The organism is Pseudomonas putida (assembly GCF_002025705.1).
Lineage (GTDB): Bacteria > Pseudomonadota > Gammaproteobacteria > Pseudomonadales > Pseudomonadaceae > Aquipseudomonas > Aquipseudomonas putida_J.
Genome location: NZ_CP018846.1, coordinates 3,046,492 through 3,066,420 on the forward strand (window position 1 = coordinate 3,046,492; position 19,929 = coordinate 3,066,420).

At 65.0% G+C, this 19,929-nt stretch carries 19 protein-coding genes and 2 pseudogenes; 13 read left to right on the forward strand and 8 right to left on the reverse strand.

Going from position 1 to position 19,929, the window contains the following annotated elements:
• Positions 1-102: 102 nt before the first annotated feature.
• Positions 103-336, reverse strand: a pseudogene (locus BUQ73_RS13670) (ATP-binding protein); the annotation flags it as partial.
• Between the two features lie 66 nt (positions 337-402).
• Here BUQ73_RS13670 and BUQ73_RS13675 point away from each other — a divergent pair.
• From BUQ73_RS13675 to BUQ73_RS13705, 7 genes and pseudogenes are all read left to right on the forward strand, one after another.
• Positions 403-756 (forward strand): annotated as a pseudogene (locus tag BUQ73_RS13675) (BamA/TamA family outer membrane protein); the annotation flags it as partial.
• A gap of 225 nt (positions 757-981) precedes the next feature.
• A complete protein-coding gene (locus tag BUQ73_RS13680; protein ID WP_079228410.1) occupies positions 982-1,326 on the forward strand; it encodes a hypothetical protein in 345 nt (114 codons plus the stop codon).
• Between the two features lie 168 nt (positions 1,327-1,494).
• Positions 1,495-1,878 (forward strand): hypothetical protein, encoded by a 384-nt coding sequence (locus BUQ73_RS13685; protein WP_027918873.1) that lies wholly within the window; start codon positions 1,495-1,497, stop codon positions 1,876-1,878.
• A gap of 112 nt (positions 1,879-1,990) precedes the next feature.
• A complete protein-coding gene (locus BUQ73_RS13690) occupies positions 1,991-3,046 on the forward strand; it encodes a Rieske 2Fe-2S domain-containing protein (protein ID WP_079228411.1) in 1,056 nt (351 codons plus the stop codon).
• A gap of 28 nt (positions 3,047-3,074) precedes the next feature.
• Positions 3,075-4,436, forward strand: a complete 1,362-nt coding sequence (locus BUQ73_RS13695) for an FAD-dependent oxidoreductase (RefSeq protein WP_079228412.1) — start codon at positions 3,075-3,077, stop codon at positions 4,434-4,436.
• A 47-nt stretch (positions 4,437-4,483) separates the two neighbouring features.
• Positions 4,484-5,461 (forward strand): LysR family transcriptional regulator, encoded by a 978-nt coding sequence (locus tag BUQ73_RS13700; RefSeq protein ID WP_079228413.1) that lies wholly within the window; start codon positions 4,484-4,486, stop codon positions 5,459-5,461.
• A 117-nt stretch (positions 5,462-5,578) separates the two neighbouring features.
• On the forward strand, positions 5,579-6,238 hold the full coding sequence (locus tag BUQ73_RS13705) for a TetR family transcriptional regulator C-terminal domain-containing protein (protein ID WP_079230556.1): 660 nt from the start codon (positions 5,579-5,581) through the stop codon (positions 6,236-6,238).
• On the opposite strand, the gene BUQ73_RS13710 is transcribed toward BUQ73_RS13705, so the two are convergent.
• From BUQ73_RS13710 to BUQ73_RS13720, 3 genes are all read right to left on the reverse strand, one after another.
• Complete coding sequence (locus BUQ73_RS13710) at positions 6,185-6,922, reverse strand: DNA-binding domain-containing protein (RefSeq protein ID WP_079228414.1); 738 nt, start codon at positions 6,920-6,922, stop codon at positions 6,185-6,187. The two genes, BUQ73_RS13705 and BUQ73_RS13710, sit on opposite strands and share 54 nt — an antisense overlap.
• Complete coding sequence (locus tag BUQ73_RS13715; RefSeq protein ID WP_079228415.1) at positions 6,915-7,760, reverse strand: DUF692 domain-containing protein; 846 nt, start codon at positions 7,758-7,760, stop codon at positions 6,915-6,917. The genes BUQ73_RS13710 and BUQ73_RS13715 overlap by 8 nt, the downstream gene beginning before the upstream one ends.
• A 63-nt stretch (positions 7,761-7,823) precedes the next feature.
• Entirely contained in the window at positions 7,824-8,348 is a 525-nt protein-coding gene (locus BUQ73_RS13720) for a hypothetical protein (RefSeq protein WP_027918870.1), read from the reverse strand.
• A 229-nt stretch (positions 8,349-8,577) separates the two neighbouring features.
• On the opposite strand from BUQ73_RS13720, the gene BUQ73_RS13725 reads away from it, so the two are divergent.
• From BUQ73_RS13725 to BUQ73_RS13735, 3 genes are all read left to right on the forward strand, one after another.
• Positions 8,578-9,480, forward strand: coding sequence for a LysR family transcriptional regulator (locus tag BUQ73_RS13725; protein WP_079228416.1), 903 nt, complete (start codon positions 8,578-8,580; stop codon positions 9,478-9,480).
• 104 nt (positions 9,481-9,584) lie between these two features.
• Positions 9,585-10,427, forward strand: coding sequence for an SDR family oxidoreductase (locus BUQ73_RS13730; RefSeq protein WP_079228417.1), 843 nt, complete (start codon positions 9,585-9,587; stop codon positions 10,425-10,427).
• Positions 10,428-10,497: 70 nt separating this feature from the next.
• On the forward strand, positions 10,498-10,920 hold the full coding sequence (locus BUQ73_RS13735; RefSeq protein WP_202818634.1) for a cupin domain-containing protein: 423 nt from the start codon (positions 10,498-10,500) through the stop codon (positions 10,918-10,920).
• Positions 10,921-10,923: 3 nt separating this feature from the next.
• Here the strand turns inward: BUQ73_RS13735 and BUQ73_RS13740 are convergent, their stop codons facing one another.
• Positions 10,924-11,694 carry a hypothetical protein gene (locus BUQ73_RS13740; protein ID WP_079228419.1) on the reverse strand — a complete coding sequence of 257 codons (771 nt, stop codon included), beginning with the start codon at positions 11,692-11,694 and terminating at the stop codon, positions 10,924-10,926.
• Between the two features lie 90 nt (positions 11,695-11,784).
• Positions 11,785-12,273, reverse strand: a complete 489-nt coding sequence (locus BUQ73_RS13745) for an isochorismatase family protein (protein WP_237772774.1) — start codon at positions 12,271-12,273, stop codon at positions 11,785-11,787.
• A 119-nt stretch (positions 12,274-12,392) separates the two neighbouring features.
• Here BUQ73_RS13745 and BUQ73_RS13750 point away from each other — a divergent pair, with 119 nt between their 5' ends.
• Positions 12,393-13,244: a GGDEF domain-containing protein gene (locus tag BUQ73_RS13750; RefSeq protein WP_079228421.1), complete on the forward strand. Its 852-nt coding sequence runs from the start codon at positions 12,393-12,395 to the stop codon at positions 13,242-13,244.
• Positions 13,245-13,327: 83 nt separating this feature from the next.
• On the forward strand, positions 13,328-13,624 hold the full coding sequence (locus tag BUQ73_RS13755; RefSeq protein WP_060484422.1) for a DUF3144 domain-containing protein: 297 nt from the start codon (positions 13,328-13,330) through the stop codon (positions 13,622-13,624).
• 3 nt (positions 13,625-13,627) lie between these two features.
• Here BUQ73_RS13755 and BUQ73_RS13760 read toward each other — a convergent pair whose 3' ends face one another.
• Positions 13,628-15,253: a methyl-accepting chemotaxis protein gene (locus BUQ73_RS13760; RefSeq protein WP_079228422.1), complete on the reverse strand. Its 1,626-nt coding sequence runs from the start codon at positions 15,251-15,253 to the stop codon at positions 13,628-13,630.
• Between the two features lie 509 nt (positions 15,254-15,762).
• Between BUQ73_RS13760 and mtlD the strand changes: the two genes are divergently transcribed.
• Complete coding sequence (gene mtlD / locus BUQ73_RS13765) at positions 15,763-17,937, forward strand: bifunctional mannitol-1-phosphate dehydrogenase/phosphatase (RefSeq protein WP_079228423.1); 2,175 nt, start codon at positions 15,763-15,765, stop codon at positions 17,935-17,937.
• Here mtlD and BUQ73_RS13770 read toward each other — a convergent pair.
• Positions 17,934-19,892, reverse strand: coding sequence for a heavy metal translocating P-type ATPase (locus BUQ73_RS13770; protein ID WP_079228424.1), 1,959 nt, complete (start codon positions 19,890-19,892; stop codon positions 17,934-17,936). The genes mtlD and BUQ73_RS13770 overlap by 4 nt on opposite strands.
• Between the last annotated feature and the right edge of the window lie 37 nt (positions 19,893-19,929).

Below are 19,929 nucleotides of genomic sequence, written 5' to 3' on the forward strand. Positions count from 1 at the left end.
AGGTGCGGCACGTTACAACAGATGTAGGAGCGGATTTATCCGCGATGCGCCGCGCGGGCGGCGCTCGATGTATGCCTCCCCTGACAACCAAGACAGGCACCATCAACCCAACCGCGGCAACCTGATATCCACGCTCAAGCCACCCGCCTCGCCCGCCTTGGCGCTGATACTGCCCTGATGCAACCCGATGGCGCGGCGGGCGATGGCCAGCCCCAGGCCGAAGCCATCGGCGCCGCTGTGCCCACCTCGGTCGAAAGGCTCGAAGATGCTCTGCAGGCGGGCCGGCTCGACGCCCGGCCCCTGGTCGACGATGTGCACCTGCAACTGTTCCCCGCCCCCCACCCGCACCGCGTACCGGTCAGCAACGGGCCCATGCCCCTGGGCGCGGCGCCTCATCCTTGCGCGAGCGCCGGCCAGGCCTATTACTCCGACCGCGACACCGACGTGCTCGGCGGCAACATCCTGGTCACCGGCGGCGCCGAGTACATCTTCCCGATGCCCTTCATCAAGAACCAGAGCCAGCTGCGCAGCTCGGTGTTCGTCGACGCCGGCAACGTCTATTCCGGCAAGAGCTACCTGCCCACTACCCAGGGTTGCGGCAATGTCGACCTGAACCCGCTGGCGGTGTCGCTGGGCGTGGGCGTGACCTGGTACAGCCCGATGGGGCCGCTGAGTTTCAGCCTGGCCGCGCCGCTGAAGAAGCCGGACAACGCCGAGACGCAGATCTTCCTGTTCTCCCTGGGGCAGACCTTCTGATTCAACGCCTTTGCGCTTATGTGGGAGCGGCCTTGCGTCGCGAATGGGCTGCGTAGCGGCCCCAGGATCCAAGCGCCAACTGGCCGATTGCCGGGGCCGCCCTGTGGCCCTTTCGCGGCACAAGGCCGCTCCCACAAATTACCGGTTTTTACCCTCGATTAACCCAGGTTCACAGTCGCCTTGGCTAAGCTGAGATCAATATGAACAAGCCTTTCAGGTAACCCCATGCCCCCCTTCGCCCCCACCGCGCTGGCCACGGCACTGCACGATGACGTTCACACCTCGCTGCTCGACCTGGTGCAAAGGCGCCTGGCCGCTACGCTCGGCCCGCACTACACCGTCATTCTCGCCGCCAGTGCTGACGCGCCCAACCATTACCACCTGGCCATCCAGCACAGCCAGAGCGGCGTGTCGCTGGAAGACAGCGGCAGCATCGACCCAGGCTTCGCCGAACGGCTGCTGGCACTGGGCGCCCAAGCGAAAGCCATGCTCGAATCGGACACCTTCGCCCGCATGGGCAGCGACGACCCGACACGCCCGCTGGTATGGCTGCGCGAGCATGGCTTTTGACTGCGAAGTAACCACCCGCCGAGCTTGCGAAAATCACTAAACCGCTGAATGGTCAGAACTTTTCCTCATTTACTTGTCTATTGGGACATGCACACGCGTGCACCGGCTGCAAGCCGAAGGTGCCGCGCCGGTGCATGTCCCTATGTCAACCTGGGGTTGTCCTGGCACATGAACATCAAACTCCCGAGACTGCTGCTTACCAGCCTGTTCGCACTCGCCGCCATCGGCTCGGCGCAGGCGAATACGATGCACACCTCGAACCCTGCCCTGGCCCACGAAACGGCTGCCCAGGCACCTGCACGCGCAGCCGAAAGCCCTTGGCCGAGCCTGGCCAGCGTGGCCAATGCGCAACCCGCCACGATGCTGGCCCATGACGACCGCTACTGGCGCGATGGCCGCTGGCACTACCGCAGCGAAGACCGCCGCCGTGAAGAATGGCGCCGGGCCCAGTGGCGCCGCGAGCAGGCCCGCCGCGAAGCCGAGCGCCGCCGTGACTGGGAGCGTCACCATGATCGCGGCCACCATTACGACCACCGCGACTACCGCCGTTGAGGCCTTGGGCCTCATAACCGATCCAACATGACCAACATGCCTGGCGCGCCATGGGCGCGCCGGCAACGCTTCTCTAGGATGGCCTGGCCATTCGAAAACAAGGAGAAGCGAAATGCCCGATACTGCCACAGCCTGCCAGAGCGTGACCTGGAACCCGATCACCAAGACCAGTTCCTTCAGCGCCCACGACCGTGAAATCCTCACCCACCACTGGCACCCCGTGGCCTTCAGCGCCGAGGTGGCAGACAAACCCTATGCCGTCACCCTGCTCGATGAGCCCATCGTGCTGTACCGCGCCGGCGGCAAGCTCAACGCTGCCCGCGATATCTGCAGCCACCGTGGCGCACCGCTGAGCCGCGGCTGGGTGCAAGGCGAAAACATCATCTGCCCGTACCACGGGCTGCACTTCGGCACCGACGGCCGCTGCACGCGGATCCCCTCGGAACCCAATGCCAATCTCACCGAACGCCACCGCATCCAGATGTACACCGCCCGCGAAGACTATGGGCTGGTCTGGGTACTGATGGCCGGCAGCGACGCGCCATTCCCCGAGATGCCCTCCTGGCACGATGACAGTTACCAGCGCATCCTGCCGCCGTCGATCGACATCGCCGCCTCGGCCGGGCGCCAGGTCGAGGGTTTCATCGATGTCGCCCACTTCGCCTGGATCCACCATGACGCCTTTGCCGACCGCGACAACCCGGTGGTGCCGACCTACAGGGCCGAGCTCACGGCCCACGGCATGCACGCCGAATACATCAGCAGTGTCAGTAACTTCCCCAAGCAGCTGCAGCACCGCGCACCGAGCGGTTTCCAGTGGAAGCGCACGTTCGACGTGTTCGCGCCATTCACCGCACGGCTTGCGGTGAACTTCCCCGACCCTGAACAGCGCCTGGTCATCCTCAATGCCGCCAGCCCGATCTCGGCGCGCAAGACCCGGATGTTCTGCGCCATCACCCGCAACTTCGACCAGCACCTGCCGCTGGACGATGTGTATGCGTTCAACCAGCAAGTGTTCGAGGAGGACCGCGACATCGTCGAGCTGTGCCGCCCCGAAGACCTGCCCCTGGACCTTTCGCTGGAAATCCATATCCCGGCCGACCGTTCCTCCACCGCCTACCGCCGGGCCCTGAGCGCCCTGGGCCTGGGCCGCGCCTTCACCAGCTGACAGGCCAATGCCCTGAGGAGTAGCGAACATGTACAAATGGGAATGCCTGGTATGCGGCTTCATCTATGACGAAGCCTTGGGAATACCGGACGATGGCATCGTGGCGGGCACCCGCTGGGAAGATGTGCCGCAGGACTGGTACTGCCCGGAATGCGGCGTGGGCAAGGGTGACTTCGACATGGTCCGCCTGCCGCTGGATGCCGATGCGCTGCAACCGCCTGCCCCGCAGGCACCGGACCCGATAGTGATCCTCGGTTCGGGGCTGGCCGGTTATACCGTGGCGCGTGAACTGCGCAAGCTCGACGCCGGGGTACCGATCATGATCATCACCCGCGATGGTGGCGAGTTCTACTCCAAGCCCGCGCTTTCCAACGCCTTGCAAAGTGGCAGGCTGCCCGAGCAACTGGTCACTGCCAGCGCCGCGCAGATGGCCGAGCAACTGGCTGCCAGCGTGGTCACCGGCAGCCACGTGGAACGCATCGACGCCCACGGCCAGTGTGTGTATGTCGCCGGCCAGGCGCAGCGCTACAGCGCGCTGGTACTGGCGTTGGGCGCAGACCCACGGCGCCCGGCGCTGGAAGGTGACGGCGTGCCGGCCATCATCACCGTCAACGACCTGGACGACTACCGCCACTTTCGCCAGCAGATCGGCCAGGCCAGCCGGGTCGCGATCCTCGGTGGCGGGTTGATTGGCTGCGAATTCGCCAATGACCTGGGGCACGCCGGCCATGCGGTGACCCTCGTCGACCGCGCCACCTGGCCATTGAGCCGGCTGCTGCCAGAGGCGGCAGGTGCCGCAATGGCCAGCGCACTGACTTCGCTCGGCGTCACCCTGGCGCTGGGCACCACGCCCGTCGCCGTGCAGCGCAAGGGCGCGGCGTTGCAGGTGCTGATGGCAGATGACCAGGTGCTGGAAGTGGACTACGTGCTCAGCGCCATTGGCCTGGCCCCGCGGGTGGAACTGGCGCGCAGCGCCGGGCTTGCGGTTGCCAGCGGCATCGTCACCGATGCCTGCCTGCAGACCAGTGCCAGCAATATCTTCGCCTTGGGCGACTGTGCCGAGGTGCATGGGCTGGTGCTGCCCTACGTGCTGCCGATCATGCTCCAGGCCCGCGCCCTGGCGCGCACACTGGCCGGCCAGCTGACGCCGGTTGCCTACCCGGCCATGCCGGTGACGGTTAAAACCAGCGTGCTGCCCACTGTGGTGGCCACGCCACTGGCGGACCAGGGCGCCTGGTCGACCGAGTTGCTGGGCCACTGCGACAGGGGCGTTGCCCAGGTACGTGCGGTCTTCCACGACTCACAACGGCAGATGCAGGGTTTTGTGCTGATGGGCGCGGCTACCGGCGAAAAAGCCGAACTGCTCAAAGCCCTGCCGGACTGGAGGTAGCTGCACGAAGCCAAGCATCGATATATTGTTTAGTATATAGCGACAAAATGACCAGAACCGGCCCGGAGCATTGCGCGGATGCCCCGGGCCTGAGCGAGGCTGCCGTGGCCAAAGCCGTGCCCAATTGCGATACCCAACTGCTGCGCACGCTGCATACCTTGTTGTCTGAATGCAGCGTGTCGCGCACCGCCGAACGCCTCGGCCAGAGCCAACCGGCGGTCAGCGTGGCCCTGCGGCGCCTGCGCCAGCTCACTGGCGACCCACTGCTGGTACGCAGCGGCAGCCGCATGGTGCTGACCAGCCATGGCGAGCACCTGATAGAACCCCTGGCCCAGGCACTGGCCGGGATCGAGCAGGTGCTGGACCCGATCGACCGCTTCGACCCGGCCACCACCCGCCAGCATTTTCGCATCAGCACGCCCGACTACCTCAGCGTGTTCTTCGTGCCGGCCATCATCGAACGCTTCCACGCCCAGGCCCCGCTGGCCACCCTGGAGCTGACCCACCTGCAGGCCGAGGGCGGTTACACGCGCGGGCTGGAAGATGGCACGCTGGACCTGGTGATCGGCAACTGGCGCAGCCCCGCGCAGCACCTGCACCTGCAGGCCCTGTGCGACGATGACCTGGTCTGCCTGGTACGCGATGATCACCCGGTCCCCCCCGGTGGCCTGACCCGTGAGGCCTACCTGCAGGCGGACCACCTCGACGTGCTGACCCTCGGCGCCTGCGGCCAAGGCACGATCGGCGCCGAACTGGACAAAAGCGGCCTGGCCCGACGCGTGACCACCACCCTGCCATACTTTTGCCTGGCCCCTTATGCACTGATGAAGTCCAACCTGGTGTTCACCACCACCCGCGCGTTCGCCAGGCACTACGCCGAACTGCTGCCAGTGCGTATCGAGCCGTTCCCGGTCACCGCGCAACCCTTGCGCTATTACCAGCTGTGGCATGCGCGCAAGCACCGGGCGCAGTCTTCCAAGTGGCTGCGTGGGTTGGTGCTGACGGCAGCCAAGGCGATCACCTGACCGCCAGGGCAATATTCCTGCGCACAATCGCTGTATATTTTTGTATATTGCGATTCTCATTTGTTCAGCGCCCAGGTAACCGCACCGGCGCAGCCAGGAAACGTTGCCGTGTACATCATGCCGTTCGAACTGCCGCGAGTAACCGAGGACACCCTGAGCGCGCCGGTGCGCCGGGTCATTCTCGACGCCGCCGGCGAGGCCTTCGCCCAGCAGGGCTATGCCGCCACCAAGCTCTCGGCGATTGCCTCGCTGGCCAGCCTGCCCCGCTCCAACGTGCTCTACTACTTCAAGTCCAAGGCCAACATCTACAGCAAGGTGCTGGAGGATATCGCCCCCTGCTACCTGCAGGCCTGCGCGCCGTTCACTGGCGAAGACGAACCGCTGCAGGCGCTGGGCCGCACAGTCACAGCGCTGATCAGCCTGTTCGAGCACCGGCCGTTCGCCTCGAAAGTGCTGCTGCAGGAGCTCAAGGAGGGTGGCCAGCGCATTCCTGGCAACTTTCTCGAGCACTGGGCGCAGCAGGCACGGGAAAACACCGGGCATGTGCGCCAGTGGATCAGCAGCGGCAAGCTGGCGCCGGTGAACCCGGAGCATGTGTTGCCGTCGGTGTGGGCCATCGCCCAGTCCTGCCTCGGCCTGGGCTGGCACGCCCCCAGCCAGGCCGGGCAACGTATCGACTACCAGGCCGCAGCCGACTCTTCGCTGCGCCTGCTGCTCAATGGCCTAGCCCCGGCGGCTACCGAGCACGACGCCCTGGGTTTTCAGGCTGAGCAGTAGTGCAAGGCCCGGCGCCTGGATGGCGGCGGGGTCGACGCCGACAGCCTCGGCCAGCGCTGCCAGGTGTTCACGCCCGCTCAGTGGCTGAGCTTGCAACGACGCCAACAGTGCATGGGCCAACGGCGCAAGGCGCGAGAAGGCCACCTTGTGGCCTGCACCTCGGTGGGCAAGCAGCAGTGTCGGCTCGGCGGGTGCCGCACCCGGCAGATGCTGCGGCCCGATGTGGCTGACCGGCCAGGCATAGGCCAGCGGCATGGCGAGGCTGGACAACACCGGTACACCATCGAGCAGATCGCCTTCAGGGTCATGCTCAGGTTCAGCGGCATCGCTCAGCAGCAACGCCGTCTCGATCCATTCGTAATGGGCAAGTTCGGCGACCCAGCCGGGCTGATCGGTGCGCCCTTGCAGGTAGCCGACCCACTCGCCGCCCACTTCGGTGAACAGCGGCGTCTGGCAGCGATGGTTGGCATAGAAGTCTTCGCACAAGGCTTGCCAGTGCTTGGCGGCGAGGCTGGCATGCAGCACCGGAAAGCTACCGGCCAGCAGCGACTGCAGGTTGCCAAAGAACAGTTGCCGGTACATCGCCAGGCGCCGCGCTTCGATACCGGCAGGTGGCGGGTTGGCCTGCGGGTCACGGATATGGCCGGCCATGCGCAGTTGCTGTTCGCGCAACGAGTCAGCCATGGCGCACCGCCAGCGTCTGCGCGATGGGTTGCAGGCTGCGAATATGCTGCACTTCGGCCAGCAGTTCGGCCAGCGGTGGCAGGTTGAAGTCGCGCTCGAGCAAGGTCGGTACCGGCCCCAGGTGCTGGTAGGCACTGGCCAGCAGGCTCCAGACATCCGCCTTGACGCTGGCGCCATGGGTATCGATCTTAAGGTCAGGCGCTTCGTCGTAGTGCCCGGCCACATGCAGGCAGACCACCCGCTCGGCCGGCACCTGGGCGAGGAACTGGGCGGCGTCGTAGCGATGATTGCAGGCATTGACCACGATATTGTTGATGTCCAGCAGCAGGTCGCAGTCAGCCTCGCTCAACACCGCCTGCAGAAACTCGATTTCGCACATCGCCTGGTACGGCGCGGCGTAGTACGAGATGTTCTCCACGGCAATGCGCCGGCCAAGGGCATCCTGGACTTCAGCAATCCGCTGGGCGGTATGGCGCACAGCTTCGTCAGTGAAAGGCATCGGAATGAGGTCGTACAGATGACCGTCATCGGCGCAGTAACTCAGGTGTTCACTGAACAGCGGTACTTGATGACGGTCGAGAAATGCGCGGATCTGGCGCAGGAAGCCATGGTCCAGCGGTGCCGGCCCGCCCAGCGATAGCGACAGGCCATGGCAGGCCAGCGGATAGCGCTCGGCCAGTTGCGCCAGGCCTTCGCCGAAGGCACCACCGACACCGATCCAGTTGTCCGGGGCGCATTCGAGAAAATCCACGGCACCGGCGTCCATGTTCAGCAGTTCGGGCAACAGCGCGCGGCGCAAGCCCAGGCCCGCACCCTGCAGGATAGATGAAGGGTTCATCGGCATGCTCCTTGAGGTGCAGCGCCCTCCCCGGCCTGCGCCTGGGGAGGATGCTGTCGAGGGTCAGTTCTTCGCCTGGCTCAGCTTGCTGTACAGGTCGGTCGGGAAGGGATTGCCGTTGGCGTCGAACTGGTGCTTGCGGAACTGGTAGACCTCGGCCTCGGAAAGGTAGCCGTCGTGGTTGGCGTCGATCGCATCGAACTCGGCGCCGGCACCCGGGGCGACCGCCAGCAGTTCGGCACGGGAAACGCGGCCGTCATGGTCGGCGTCGGTGCGGGCAAACGAAGCATCGCCACACTTGCCTTCACCGCATTTGCCTTCAGCCTGAGTAACCTTGGCCTTGCCGCTGGCACCACACTTGCCCTCACCGCACTTGCCTTCGGCCTGGGTGGCTTTGGCCTTGGCGCCGCTGGCGCCGCACTTGCCTTCCCCACACTTGCCCTCCCCGGTCTTTTCCGCAGCCGCCAGTTGGTAGCCTTGTGGCAATGCCTCGACGGCAAAGGCCGAGGACGCCAGGTTGATACCGCCCACCAGAGCGATGCCGAGCAGGCCGAGACGGGTCTTGTTGGGGAACTGGATACGGGTCATGGTGTTTCTCCTGATAGTCATACGGTCATGCCTCAAGGGCGAAAGAGCCAGGGAACGCGGGCCATAAGGCGTGTTCGTTCGGGCTGGCTCATTTGGCCCCAGGCATGTATCCCGGGCGTATCCGCAAGGCGTTGCATTTGTAAGCCAATGGCTGCAGTTGACGCGCAGATACACAGTGATACACACGCCAAGTGCTAATCTGCCGGCAGTCACAGCACAGGAAAGGCCAATGCCGCGCGAGAACTTCAATGACCTGATGGCCTTCGTCATGGTCGCCCGGGAAGGCAGCTTCACCCGCGCAGCGGCGCAACTGGGCGTGTCGCAGTCGGCGCTGAGCCATACCATCCGGGCGCTGGAAGCACGCCTGGAGCTGCGCTTGCTGACCCGCACCACGCGCAGTGTTTCCCCCACCGACGCCGGTGAGCGCCTGTTGCAGACGCTGGCACCGCGCTTTGCGGAAATCGAGAACGAACTGGCCGAGCTCAAGAGCCTCAGCGGCGAACCGGTCGGCAGTTTGCGCCTGACCACCGCCGAGCACGCCGCCGCCACCGTGCTATGGCCGGCGCTGGAGAAACTGCTTGTGCAATACCCCGGGATCAAGGTCGAAGTGACCATCGACTACGGCCTTGCCGACATCGTCGCGCAGCGCTACGACGCCGGCATCCGCCTGGGTGGCCAGGTGGCCAAGGACATGATCGCGGTGCGCATCGCGCCGGACCTGCGCATGTCGGTGGTCGGTTCGCCCGGCTACTTTGCCGCCCGGCCACGCCCGCTCACCCCGCAGGACCTGGTCGAGCACACGTGCATCAACCTGCGCCTGCCGACCCATGGTGGCCTGATGGCCTGGGAGTTCGAGCAGCACGGCCGCGAACACAAGGTGCGCGTCGACGGCCAGCTGACCTTCAATAACAGCACGCAGATGCTCAAGGCTGCCCTGGCCGGCTTCGGCCTGGCTTACCTGCCCAGCGACATGGTCAGCGAGGCACTGGCCGAGCAGCGCCTTGAAGCGGTGCTGGAAGACTGGTGCCCGACCTTCCCCGGTTATCACCTGTACTACCCGAGCCGCCGGCAGTCGTCCAAGGCCATGGCCGTGCTGATCGAGGCCTTGCGCTATCGCCACCCTCAAGATTGATGAGCTGGATTCATGACTGCATGTGGACTTAGCCACCTAATCAATCACTGATCTCGCCGCTACAGTGGTCGCCATGCAATCCGCAACATTTGAGGGCATGGCAAATGACAACCCGTACCTGGTTCATTACCGGCATCAGCAGTGGCTTTGGCCGCGCCCTGGCCGAACAGCTGCTGAGCCGCGGTGACCGAGTGCTCGGCACCGTACGCGAGCGAAGCAAGGTGGCCGAGTTGGCCGAACGCTTTGCCCGGACGCTGAGCGTCGAGCAGCTCGACGTCACCGATGTGCAAGCCGTACGACGGGTGGTGGCACAGGCCATCGAGCGTTTCGGGCGTATCGATGTGCTGATCAGCAACGCCGGTTACGGCCTGTTCGGCGCTGCTGAAGAGTTGAGTGACGGCCAGATCGAGCAGATGATCGCCACCAACCTGACCGGTTCGATCCAGCTGATCCGCGCGGTGCTACCGCACATGCGGGCTCAGGGTGGAGGCCGGATCATCCAGATCTCCTCCTATGGCGGCCAGGTCGCATTTGCCGGCAACTCGCTGTACCACGCGACCAAGTGGGGCATCGAAGGCTTCGTCGAGTCGGTGGCCCAGGAAGTGGCCCCGTTCGGCATAGGCATGACCTTGGTCGAGCCGGGCGGCGCACGCACCGAGTTCCGTTACGCCAGCGCCCAGGTGGCCGACCTGCTGCCCGTCTACCACGCAACTCCGGCGCACGCCTTCCTGCGCATGCTCGACCCGGCCAACGGCCTGGCCCCCGGCGACCCCGCACGCATGGCGGCACGCATCATCGAGAGTGCCGACCTGAACCCGGCGCCACTGCGCATGGTGCTGGGCTCGCTAGCGCTGCAAAGCACCCTGGACACGTTACGCAGGCGCGTCGCCGACTTCGAGACACAAACCGCACTGGCGGCTTCCACCGACTTTCCAAGCGAGACATGAACCGATGAACAACACACTGATGGCAGCGCTGTTGCTGGCTGCCCCAATCGCATACGCCGAGGAACCCACGATGATCACCCTCAATCGCGCCGGGGCACAGCCGTCCCAGGTCGGCCCCGAACAGTACTTCACCGGCCGGGTACGTATCGATTCACCGTTCCAGGCTGCAGCACCGGCGCGGGTCGGTGGCGCCAGCGTCACCTTCGAGCCCGGCGCCCGTACCGCCTGGCACACCCACCCGCTGGGGCAGACCTTGCTGGTCACGGCGGGCGCCGGTTGGGTCCAGCAATGGGGCGAACCGGTGCAGCAGATCCGCCCGGGCGATGTGGTGTGGATTCCTGCCGGCACCAAGCATTGGCACGGTGCCTCGGCGAGCACCGGCATGAGCCATGTCGCCATCGCCGAGGCGCAGGACGGCAAGGTGGTCGACTGGCTGGAGCAGGTCAGTGATGCGCAATACCCGGCCGCTGCCGGGCAGCACGAAACGCCGTGACAATTACGCCCGGCGGCGCTCCAGCAGCTTGGCCAGGGCGAAGGTGGCGACCACGGCCAGCACCACGGCGGCGGCAATGGACGGCACGCTGCCCCACTGCGCGATGGTGCTTTTGACCGCCAGGTAGAAGCCCAGTACGCCCACCGCACCAATGGCGTTGCCGCGCACGATCGCCCCCAGTTCGTGGTGCCCACCCTGAACATGGGCGAACACCGCCAGCGGCCAGGCAATCACCGGGATCGGCGCCAACAGGCCGCTGGCCACCGGCCCCAGCCACTCTGCACTGGCAGTGATCGCCACCAGCAGCGCGGTGGCTGTGAGCATGCGCATCGGGATCACCCAGCGCGGCAGTTGCACCACCTTGGCGTTGCCGGTGGGCGCCGGTTGCGAGGTGACGACGATGATCAGGCTCAGCAGCACCAGCGTCACCACCACCGACAACGCCACCCAGCCCAGGTGGCTCATCAATGCTGCCGTAGCGGCATACACCGCCAGCGCAGCGATGCAGCCGGGCAAGGCGCCAACCCGTCGCGTCACCAGGTAGTAGAACAGGTAGGTCGCCTGCACTGCCGCCAGGCCTGCCAGTGCCCCGGGCACCGCCTGCAAGGCAAAACCCGGGCCCTGCTCAAGGCTGAGAAACAGCACAACCAAAGCTGAAGTGACCGGCAGCCCGGAAAGCAGGCCGCCGATTTGCGTACCCCAGCGCCTGGCTGCCAAGGAGATGGCCAGCATGAGCGTGGGGGTGATGAGAAACTTGAGGTAGAAGGCAGTCATGGGGGAGCTAACGCGTTTCGACAAGGATGGGGAGCCAGGTGCATCGGCGCCCCCATGCTAAACGATGCGCGCTGGCTTTTCGCGGTTTTCTCAGTGGCCCGACTGCGCGACCTCGGCCATCACCTCGGCCCGTGTGGTCACGTTGCCGAAGTGGTGCTTCCAGAGGTCGGTGCCCAGCTTGCCGGAGCGGTCCAGCGATGAACCGACGGTGAGGTCGGTCACCAGCGTCGGGCACAACCCGGCATCGAACAGCGCAAAGCCCGCCGCCAGCACGCAAGTCTCGGTCTGCATGCCGCAAACCAGTACGCGCTCCACGCCCAGTTGCCTGATATGGGCGATGGTCTCGGCAGTCTGGCCATAGCCATGCTTGATGAACACCTGGTCCACTTCGACCAGGCACTCGTCTTCGGCCGCCGGGTGCCAGCCGAGCTGGCGCTGGAACGGCGTCACCTGTTCATCGTGCAATTCGACCGAGGCGACCGACGGAATCCTCGCTGACAACAGACGAATGCCGTCCACCAGCCACTCGGGGGGGCTGAAGGTGGACTGGACATCAACGATGAGCAGAACCTGCTGCATGAACGACTCCTGAATACTCAAAACGACCGCGGAGTATATCTGCATCAATGGCCGCTGGTGGAACCTGCCCGCCACTGTGTATGCTGGCCACGCCCGAGCCCGACGCACCGGACGCCCCTATGCCCGTTGACCTGCAAGCTCTTTACCCCAAGCTGATCCAGCTGATGCTGGACACCGTGTTCGTGGTCGACCGGGACAACACCATCGTGTTCGTCAGCAATGCCTGCGAGCCGTTGCTCGGCTACCGCGCCGACGAGCTGATCGGCACCCCGATCACCCGGTACATGCACCCCGACGACCTGGAAACCACACGCGCCTCGATCATCCGGGTGATGAATGGCCAGCCGCATTGCGACTTCCGCAATCGCTACCTGCGCAAGGACGGTGGCGTGGTTCACATACTCTGGTCGGCCTTCTGGTCCGAAGAAGTGGGCGCGCGCATCGGCGTGGCGCGCAACGTCACGGCGCTGGCCCAGGCCGAGCAGGAACTGCGCTTTCTCGCCCACCACGACCCGCTGACCCGGCTGTGCAACCGCTCGCTGTTCAACCAGCGGCTGGCCAGCGCGCTGCACCATGCCCGCCCGTTTGCGCTGCTGTTCCTCGACATCAACGACTTCAAGGGCATCAACGATGTGCACGGGCATGCCGTCGGTGACCAGGTGCTGTGCGCGGTCGCGCGGCGCCTGGAAGACTGTGTCGGCCAGCACGACACGGTGGCGCGCATGGGCGGCGACGAGTTCACTGTGCTGCTGACCGACTTGAGCTCGGTGGGCGCGGTAGCCGAGAAGATGGCGCAGATCCTCGCCGCCATGGCAGCGCCGCTGGCCAGCGGGCTGCGTGCGCTGCCCATGCCGTCCTGCAGCATCGGCGTGGCCTGCTACCCGGCCGATGGCGCAGACATCGACACCCTGCTCAACTGCGCCGATGACGACATGTACCGCAACAAGCGCCGGCGTTCCGTGGCCGGATAAACCGCCACCGGTAATTGCTGCCGCCGGGGTACCCGCTGTGGCATGCTTTGCGCCCCGCACGACAGGCCCACACAGGTACCCCCATGACCCAAGCCACCGACCAGGCATTCTACGACCGTGCCGATGCGCATATCGACCTGGCCAACCAGCAGATCGACACACTCGCCGACGTCGGCAAGGTCAGCGCCTCGATGACCTTTGCCGCCAGCCGCTTCAGTGCCTGGCTCAGCGCCCGCAATTTCAAGTCCGGCGCCGAAATGGCCGCGGCGCGCGAAGAAATCCTGAAGTACTTCAGCGAGCAGTACCGGATGATGCTGGAAGATAACGTCGACGAGTACATCGAGCAGTTCGACCGTTACGTATTGGGCAAGGAAAGCTGAGCCTCAGACCTTGAACCGCCCCACCAGCGCCGTCATCTCCCCGACCAGCACGGACAACGCCTGGCTGGCCTCGCTGGTCTGCTGCGCACCCGCCGCCGAATAGCTCGACAGCTCGCGGATGTTCAGCAGGTTGCGGTCCACCTCGCGCGCCACCTGCGCCTGTTCTTCCGCTGCGCTGGCAATCACCAGGTTGCGTTCGTTGATCTCGCCGATGGCGCTGTAGATGCCTTCCAGTACCTGGCCTGAGGCCAGGGTGACGTCGAGTGTCGACTGGGCGCGGCTGGTGCTGGCCTGCATCGAGGCAACAGCCGCTTCGGTGCCCTGTTGCACGCGGCCGATCATCTGCTCGATTTCCTGGGTCGAGGCCTGGGTGCGGTAGGCGAGCGTACGCACTTCATCGGCCACCACGGCAAAGCCGCGCCCGGCATCCCCGGCGCGGGCCGCCTCGATGGCCGCGTTGAGCGCCAGCAAATTGGTCTGCTCGGACACCGAACGGATCACTTCAAGCACCTTGCCGATATCCCGGACCTGGCCCACCAGCTGCTCAAGGTGAGCGCTGCTGGTCTGGATCTCTTGGGTCATGGCCTGGGTGCCATCGATATTTTCGCTGACTTGCTGACGGCTTTTTTCCGCCAGCTGGTTGGACTCTTGGGTAGCCTGGGAGGTGGTGACGGCATTGCGCGCGACCTCCTCCACCGCCGTGGTCATTTCGGTGACGGCGGTGGCGGCCTGCTCCAGCTCCTGGCCCTGCTGGCGCAGGTGGTTGGCGCTTTGTTCGGTGACCGTGTTCAAGGCACCCGCCGCGTCGGCCAGTTGCCGGGTGCAGTTGCTGATCCCGCTCAGGGTCTCGCGCTGGCTCTGCTGCATGCGCTGCAGCTCATGGAACAACTGGCCGATCTCGTTGCGCCGATGCACTTCGACTGGCACGCTCAAGTCGCCGCCGGCAATCCGCTGAAAGTGTCGGCCAGCCTCGCCCAGCGGGTGCAGCACGCGCTGGGCGATGAACGCCCAGCACAGCCCGGCGAGCAGCAATGTCACCGCCAGCAGCCCCAGGCTCAGCAGTTGTGCACGCCCAAGGCGGCGGTCGGATTCCAGCATGATCTGCTGGCCGCGCTCGCTCAAGGCGGCGACCAGTTGCTGGCGCAGCGCCTGCAGCCGGCCCATGGCATTACCGGCATCGGTGTTGACCTTGAAGTACTGCTCCAGCGAGCGTTGCTGCGTGGCTGCGCGCTGGCCGGCCACTGCCTTGGCATACTCGCCGAACGTGGCTTGCAGCTCCTGGGCCACCGCATGCAGCGCAGGTTCCTGAACCTGCTCGACGAATTCATCGATCAGCTGCTGGCTCTTGTCGTTCAGCTCGACCGAGAGCGCCATGCGCTTGTTCGCGCTGTCGTCGTGGCCGCCCAGTTGCTCGATGAAGCCAGAAGACACATTGGCACTGGAACGGATTGCCATCAGCAGGGCATTGTTCAACCGATCCGACTGGTGTGCGGTCTGGTCCAGCTCGGTGATCTGCTCGTCGCTGCCCAGCGCCGCCCGCCAGGCACTGACGGTGGAGAACAGCAAGGTCAGGCTGAACAGCAACAGCACCCAGAACATTCCGGTACGGATCTTCAGGTCGGCAAACATGCGGGCAGTACTCCTCTAGTGCTTGTTGGCGCCACTTCTGGTCGAGGTTTCGACGGTGGGTGAGCAGCTATCGGAGTTGCCGCTGAAGGCTTGAGTGCGCGAATGCGGCTTCTGTTCGGTAACCGAACGGATGTTGCTTGCGCCTTGCATCTGCTTGCGCATACATGCAAGGGTAAAAAAGGAACGTCAGTCACCAGAAAAGGAAGAACAGCACCTCATGCTTGGAATCACACGTATCCATCGCTATGTGCGCCCATTGTCTGCCAGCAAGGCTGCAGCCAGTGGGCGTGAATCCAAACTCAAACGCAGCACCCGCATTGCCTCGAAGCTCGTCACCCTCCTCTGCACGCCCCGCGCCGTACCACCCTACCTCTGGGTCAAGCCCGAGCGCCCCCCTGTAGATCGCATGCCCCCTACCTGACTGCCCACGCTGCAGTCGACGCGCATTGACTCGCCATTCAGTCGCTGGAGGCGAGGGATTTCACGCAAATAATCAGGGGCAACCACCAATGATCTTGTTTCAGGGTAAAAAAATTCTCAGCGCCATCTTCGATATGGATGGCACGATGTTCGACACCGAGCGCTTGCGTTTCAAGACGTTGAAACAGGCCTCACTGGAAATCTTCGGCAAGGCCTTGAGCGAGCAGACGCTGATCGGCTCGCTGGGCCTGAGTGCGAAAAAGGCCGAAGCCCTCGCCAAGGCCCACAATGGCGAAGACTTCCCTTACGCACAGATTCGCCAGCGAGCCGATGAGCTGGAGCTGGAATACGTACGCAGCCACGGCGTGCCGCTGAAGGCTGGCTTGCTGGAAGTACTGGAGCGGCTGCGCAAGTCTGGCCTGACCATGGCGGTGGCCACCTCCAGCCGCCGGGCGATTGCCGAGGAGTACCTGATCAATGCCAACGTGCTCAAGTACTTCGACATCACCGTCTGTGGCGATGAAGTCAGCCAAGGCAAGCCGCACCCGGAAATATTCCTGCGGGCGGCCCGCGCTCTCAATTGCGACCCTGCCCAGTGCTTCATGATCGAAGACTCGGAAAACGGCCTGCTGTCGGCCATCCGCGCCGAAGGCCAGGCCATTCTGATCGAAGACATCAAGCCGCCTGCACCTGAGGTGAAGGCTGGCGCGCTCAAGGCCTACCACAGCATGCCCGAATTCCTCGCCGACCTGAGCGAGTGCGTGCCCGACCTGGGCATGCCGGAACTCGCCGAGCCGTTCCCGGCCTCGCTCAACCAGTTCCGTGTCGGCATCCATGGTTTCGGTGCCATCGGTGGCGGCTACCTGACCCAGGTATTCGCCCACTGGGACGGCTATACCCGGCCCTGCGAAATCATCGCCGCGACCCGCTCGCGCATGCTTCGGGAAACCGTTGCCGCGTTCGGCAGCTACAGCGTACGTTACGGCGCCAGCGCGTTCGACCAGACCCTTGAAAATGTACGCATGATCGACATGGACGATGAGCACGCGGTGATCGAGATGTACAACGCCGCTGAAATCATCGGCCTGAGCCTGCCCGAGCAGGCGATCCAGCAGCAGGCCAAGGTGATTGCCAAGGGCTTGCTGCAACGTTTCGAGCGCCGCGGCCGCGAGCTGACCCTGCTGATCGTGCTGAACAAGATCGGCGGCGCCGCGTTTGTGCGCCGGCAGGTACAGGCACAATTGGCGTTGCTGTGCGCACCCGAAATCGCCAGGCAGGTGCTGCAGAAGACCCATTTTGTCGAAACGGTGGTCAGCCGCATCGTCTCGAAGATCAGCAATGACGCGCTGGTTCGGCAATTGCGTATCAAGTCGCAGATGTTCCAGAACAGCCTTGAGGATGAACCGGCACCTGCAGCGCCGACTGCTGAATACCAGCGCCTGATCAGCCGCTTTCGGCCCTTCACCCAGTCCAGCAACGCCCTGAACCAGATGCACCTGGTGCTGTTCAACAGCGAACCCGACATGCCGCTGTATGTCGAGCGCGGCGGCGATCTGCTGGAACGGCTGCGGCAGGTGAAGACCGTCACCGACATCACCCAGATCCAGATCATCAAGAACCGCTTGTGGAATGGCCCGCATGCCATCATCGCCTGGTACGCCAGCCTGCTGGGCTACACCTGGGTTGGCCAAGGCATGGGCGACGCCCGCGTGAGCGCGCTGGCCGAGCGCCTGATCCACCAGGAAGTAGCACCTGCGCTGGTGGCCGAGTACCCACAGATGGCTGAGGTGGTCGAGCGCTTTGCCGCTGCCTTTCTTGATCGCTGCAAGCGTTCGTTCAAGGACCCTTGTGCCCGCGTGGGGCGCGACCCTATGCGCAAGCTGCAGCGCAACGAGCGCATCCTGAGCAGCATCGACCTGGCCCGCAAGCATGGAATACCGGCGCCGGCACTGGAGCTGGGCGCGGCCCTGGCGATCCATTATGCGTTGCGCTGTAGCGCCAGCAAGGACCGCGAGGCGCAACGGATGAAGCAGCTGTACAGCGCCAGCGGCGAACGAGTCGAAGCGGTACTGACCCATGACGGCGATTACCACGGCAAGCCTTATCCGGGGCTGGACCCGATCGATGACGCGCCGCTCATCGACAGCATCGCCGCCAACTTCCGCCGCCTGCAGCGACGCGATAGCGCCGAGTGGAGCACAACGCCTGGCGCAAGCAGCAGCTCGGCCAGGCACGAACCTGGCCCTGACGCCGTGCTCCGCTAGGGCTGCAGCGCCGCTGCCGGGCTGCTCTGCACCAGTCGCTCGTCATAGCGCAACAGGCGCCCGGCATTGGTCAGCACCAACAGCGTGCTGAGGTTGTGCAACAGCGCGGCGATCATGGCGCCCGCCGCGCCCAGCAGGCCGAAGGCGGCAGCGACGACAATCGCCAAGGTCCAGCCCAGGCCGATCAGCACATTCACCTGCAGTGTGCGTCGGCACTGGCGGCTGAGGCGGATGCAGGTAGCCAGGCGCCGCAGGTCGCCGTTGATCAGCACGATATCTGCTGCCGCCAGGGCAATATCGGCACCGTTGGCGCCCATTGCCACCCCCACCACACCGGCCTTCAGGGCCAGTGAGTCATTGATGCCATCCCCCACTACCAAAGGTCGAAAGCCCAGCTGCAGTTCATGGTTGACGTGGTGCATCTTGTCTTCCGGCAGGGCTTCGGCCACCACGCGGGTCATGCCGACCTGGGCGGCGATGGCGTCGGCGACTCGGCTGCGGTCACCGGTCAACAGCAACTGACGCTGCAGGCCGAGCTCACGCAACTGCTGCATGGCCTCTGCAGATTCCGCGCGCACGTGGTCGGCCAGCAGCAGCCAGGCGAGGAATTGCCCGTTCAGCGCCAGGCCGGCAATCGGCCCGTCATGCTCGGGCACTGGTGGCACCTGCATGCCCAGCTGGCGGAACAGCTCAGGGCGGCCCAGGGCCGCTTCACCCTCGGCCGTGTGCGCCACCACACCAAAGCCCTGGCGCTCGTGAATGTCCTGCAGCGCCAGATGCTCTTCATGCGGTACCAACGCCGCGAGGGCCCGACTGACCGGGTGGCTACTGGCAGCGCCAAGGCTGGCTGCGAGCTTGACCATAGCGGCCTGGGGCAATGCCGCCGCAGTGCCGACCACGCTGCGCAGGCGCAGGTCGCCGTAGGTCAGCGTGCCGGTCTTGTCGATCACCAGCGAAGACAAGTCGGCCAACTCTTCGAGAAAGGCCGAACCGCGAATCAGGATGCCATGCCGGGCTGCGACGGCAATCCCCGCCACCGCCGTCGCCGGTGCCGACAGCACCAGGGCGCAGGGGCAGGCAGCCACCAGCACGGCCAGCATGGCCTGGGCGTCGCGGGTGATGAACCAGGTGACTGCAGCAATCAGCAAGACCAGCACCAGGTAACGCCCTGCGTGGCGTTCGAGCAACCGGGTGATCGGCGGCTTGGCTTGCTCGGCGCGCTGCATCAGGGCGATGACCTTGCCCAAGGTCGAGTCATCACCAACACGGGTAACCTCTACCCGCAGCAAACCATCCAGGTTGATCGAACCGCCATGGATATCCATGCCACTGACCACTTCCAGCGGCACCGCCTCACCGGTGATGGGCGCGGTATCGAGGCTGGCCTGCCCCTGCAGGACAAGGCCGTCGGCCGGCACACGGTCACCGGCGCGCACCTCGACCTGGTCGCCTGGCTTGAGGCTGGCGTTATCGACCTCACGCACCTGGCCATCGATATCGATCAGCCGCGCGTTACTGCGGGTCAATTGCCCCAGCGCGGCAATGGCCTCTTGCGAACCCAGCACACTGCGCTCTTCGAGCATGTGGCCGAAGATCATGATGATCGGCAGCAGTGCCGCGGTGGCCAGGTCGCCGGTTGCCCAGGCACCCAGCATGGCCAGCGCGATCAGCTGATCGGTGAGGCCATGCAAGCTGGGGTGCAGCAGGCTGTACCAGGCCGAGCGCAACACCGGCACAGCCACCAGCAACGAGGCACCGCCCAGCAGCAACTGGCTGACCCCCTCTTGTGTCGGCGCCAGCCAGCGCCACACCAGCCCCAGCCCCAGCAACCCCAGGGCCAGCATCGCCAGGCTCAGCTGGCGGGCGGCAGTGCGCTGCTCGGCCTTGGACAGCAAGCCGGACGTGAGGTGGGTATGGGCATGGTGATGGTGCCCCTGACAATGATGAGTACTCATCGCGAGCAGCTCCAGAAATGGCAAGTAGGCGTCGTGT

What these genes read in the sequence shown, in the direction of transcription:
- BUQ73_RS13740 (WP_079228419.1), bottom strand. Translation starts at nt 11,694, where the DNA reads ATGACTGCCTTCTACCTCAAGTTTCTCATCACCCCCACGCTCATGCTG.
- BUQ73_RS13685 (WP_027918873.1), top strand. Translation starts at nt 1,495, where the DNA reads ATGAACATCAAACTCCCGAGACTGCTGCTTACCAGCCTGTTCGCACTC.
- BUQ73_RS13750 (WP_079228421.1), top strand. Translation starts at nt 12,393, where the DNA reads ATGCCCGTTGACCTGCAAGCTCTTTACCCCAAGCTGATCCAGCTGATG.
- BUQ73_RS13770 (WP_079228424.1), bottom strand. Translation starts at nt 19,892, where the DNA reads ATGAGTACTCATCATTGTCAGGGGCACCATCACCATGCCCATACCCAC.
- BUQ73_RS13680 (WP_079228410.1), top strand. Translation starts at nt 982, where the DNA reads ATGCCCCCCTTCGCCCCCACCGCGCTGGCCACGGCACTGCACGATGAC.
- mtlD (WP_079228423.1), top strand. Translation starts at nt 15,763, where the DNA reads ATGATCTTGTTTCAGGGTAAAAAAATTCTCAGCGCCATCTTCGATATG.
- BUQ73_RS13720 (WP_027918870.1), bottom strand. Translation starts at nt 8,348, where the DNA reads ATGACCCGTATCCAGTTCCCCAACAAGACCCGTCTCGGCCTGCTCGGC.
- BUQ73_RS13745 (WP_237772774.1), bottom strand. Translation starts at nt 12,273, where the DNA reads ATGCAGCAGGTTCTGCTCATCGTTGATGTCCAGTCCACCTTCAGCCCC.
- BUQ73_RS13705 (WP_079230556.1), top strand. Translation starts at nt 5,579, where the DNA reads ATGCCGTTCGAACTGCCGCGAGTAACCGAGGACACCCTGAGCGCGCCG.
- BUQ73_RS13735 (WP_202818634.1), top strand. Translation starts at nt 10,498, where the DNA reads ATGATCACCCTCAATCGCGCCGGGGCACAGCCGTCCCAGGTCGGCCCC.
- BUQ73_RS13715 (WP_079228415.1), bottom strand. Translation starts at nt 7,760, where the DNA reads ATGAACCCTTCATCTATCCTGCAGGGTGCGGGCCTGGGCTTGCGCCGC.
- BUQ73_RS13700 (WP_079228413.1), top strand. Translation starts at nt 4,484, where the DNA reads ATGACCAGAACCGGCCCGGAGCATTGCGCGGATGCCCCGGGCCTGAGC.
- BUQ73_RS13710 (WP_079228414.1), bottom strand. Translation starts at nt 6,922, where the DNA reads ATGGCTGACTCGTTGCGCGAACAGCAACTGCGCATGGCCGGCCATATC.
- BUQ73_RS13755 (WP_060484422.1), top strand. Translation starts at nt 13,328, where the DNA reads ATGACCCAAGCCACCGACCAGGCATTCTACGACCGTGCCGATGCGCAT.
- BUQ73_RS13760 (WP_079228422.1), bottom strand. Translation starts at nt 15,253, where the DNA reads ATGTTTGCCGACCTGAAGATCCGTACCGGAATGTTCTGGGTGCTGTTG.
- BUQ73_RS13725 (WP_079228416.1), top strand. Translation starts at nt 8,578, where the DNA reads ATGCCGCGCGAGAACTTCAATGACCTGATGGCCTTCGTCATGGTCGCC.
- BUQ73_RS13690 (WP_079228411.1), top strand. Translation starts at nt 1,991, where the DNA reads ATGCCCGATACTGCCACAGCCTGCCAGAGCGTGACCTGGAACCCGATC.
- BUQ73_RS13730 (WP_079228417.1), top strand. Translation starts at nt 9,585, where the DNA reads ATGACAACCCGTACCTGGTTCATTACCGGCATCAGCAGTGGCTTTGGC.
- BUQ73_RS13695 (WP_079228412.1), top strand. Translation starts at nt 3,075, where the DNA reads ATGTACAAATGGGAATGCCTGGTATGCGGCTTCATCTATGACGAAGCC.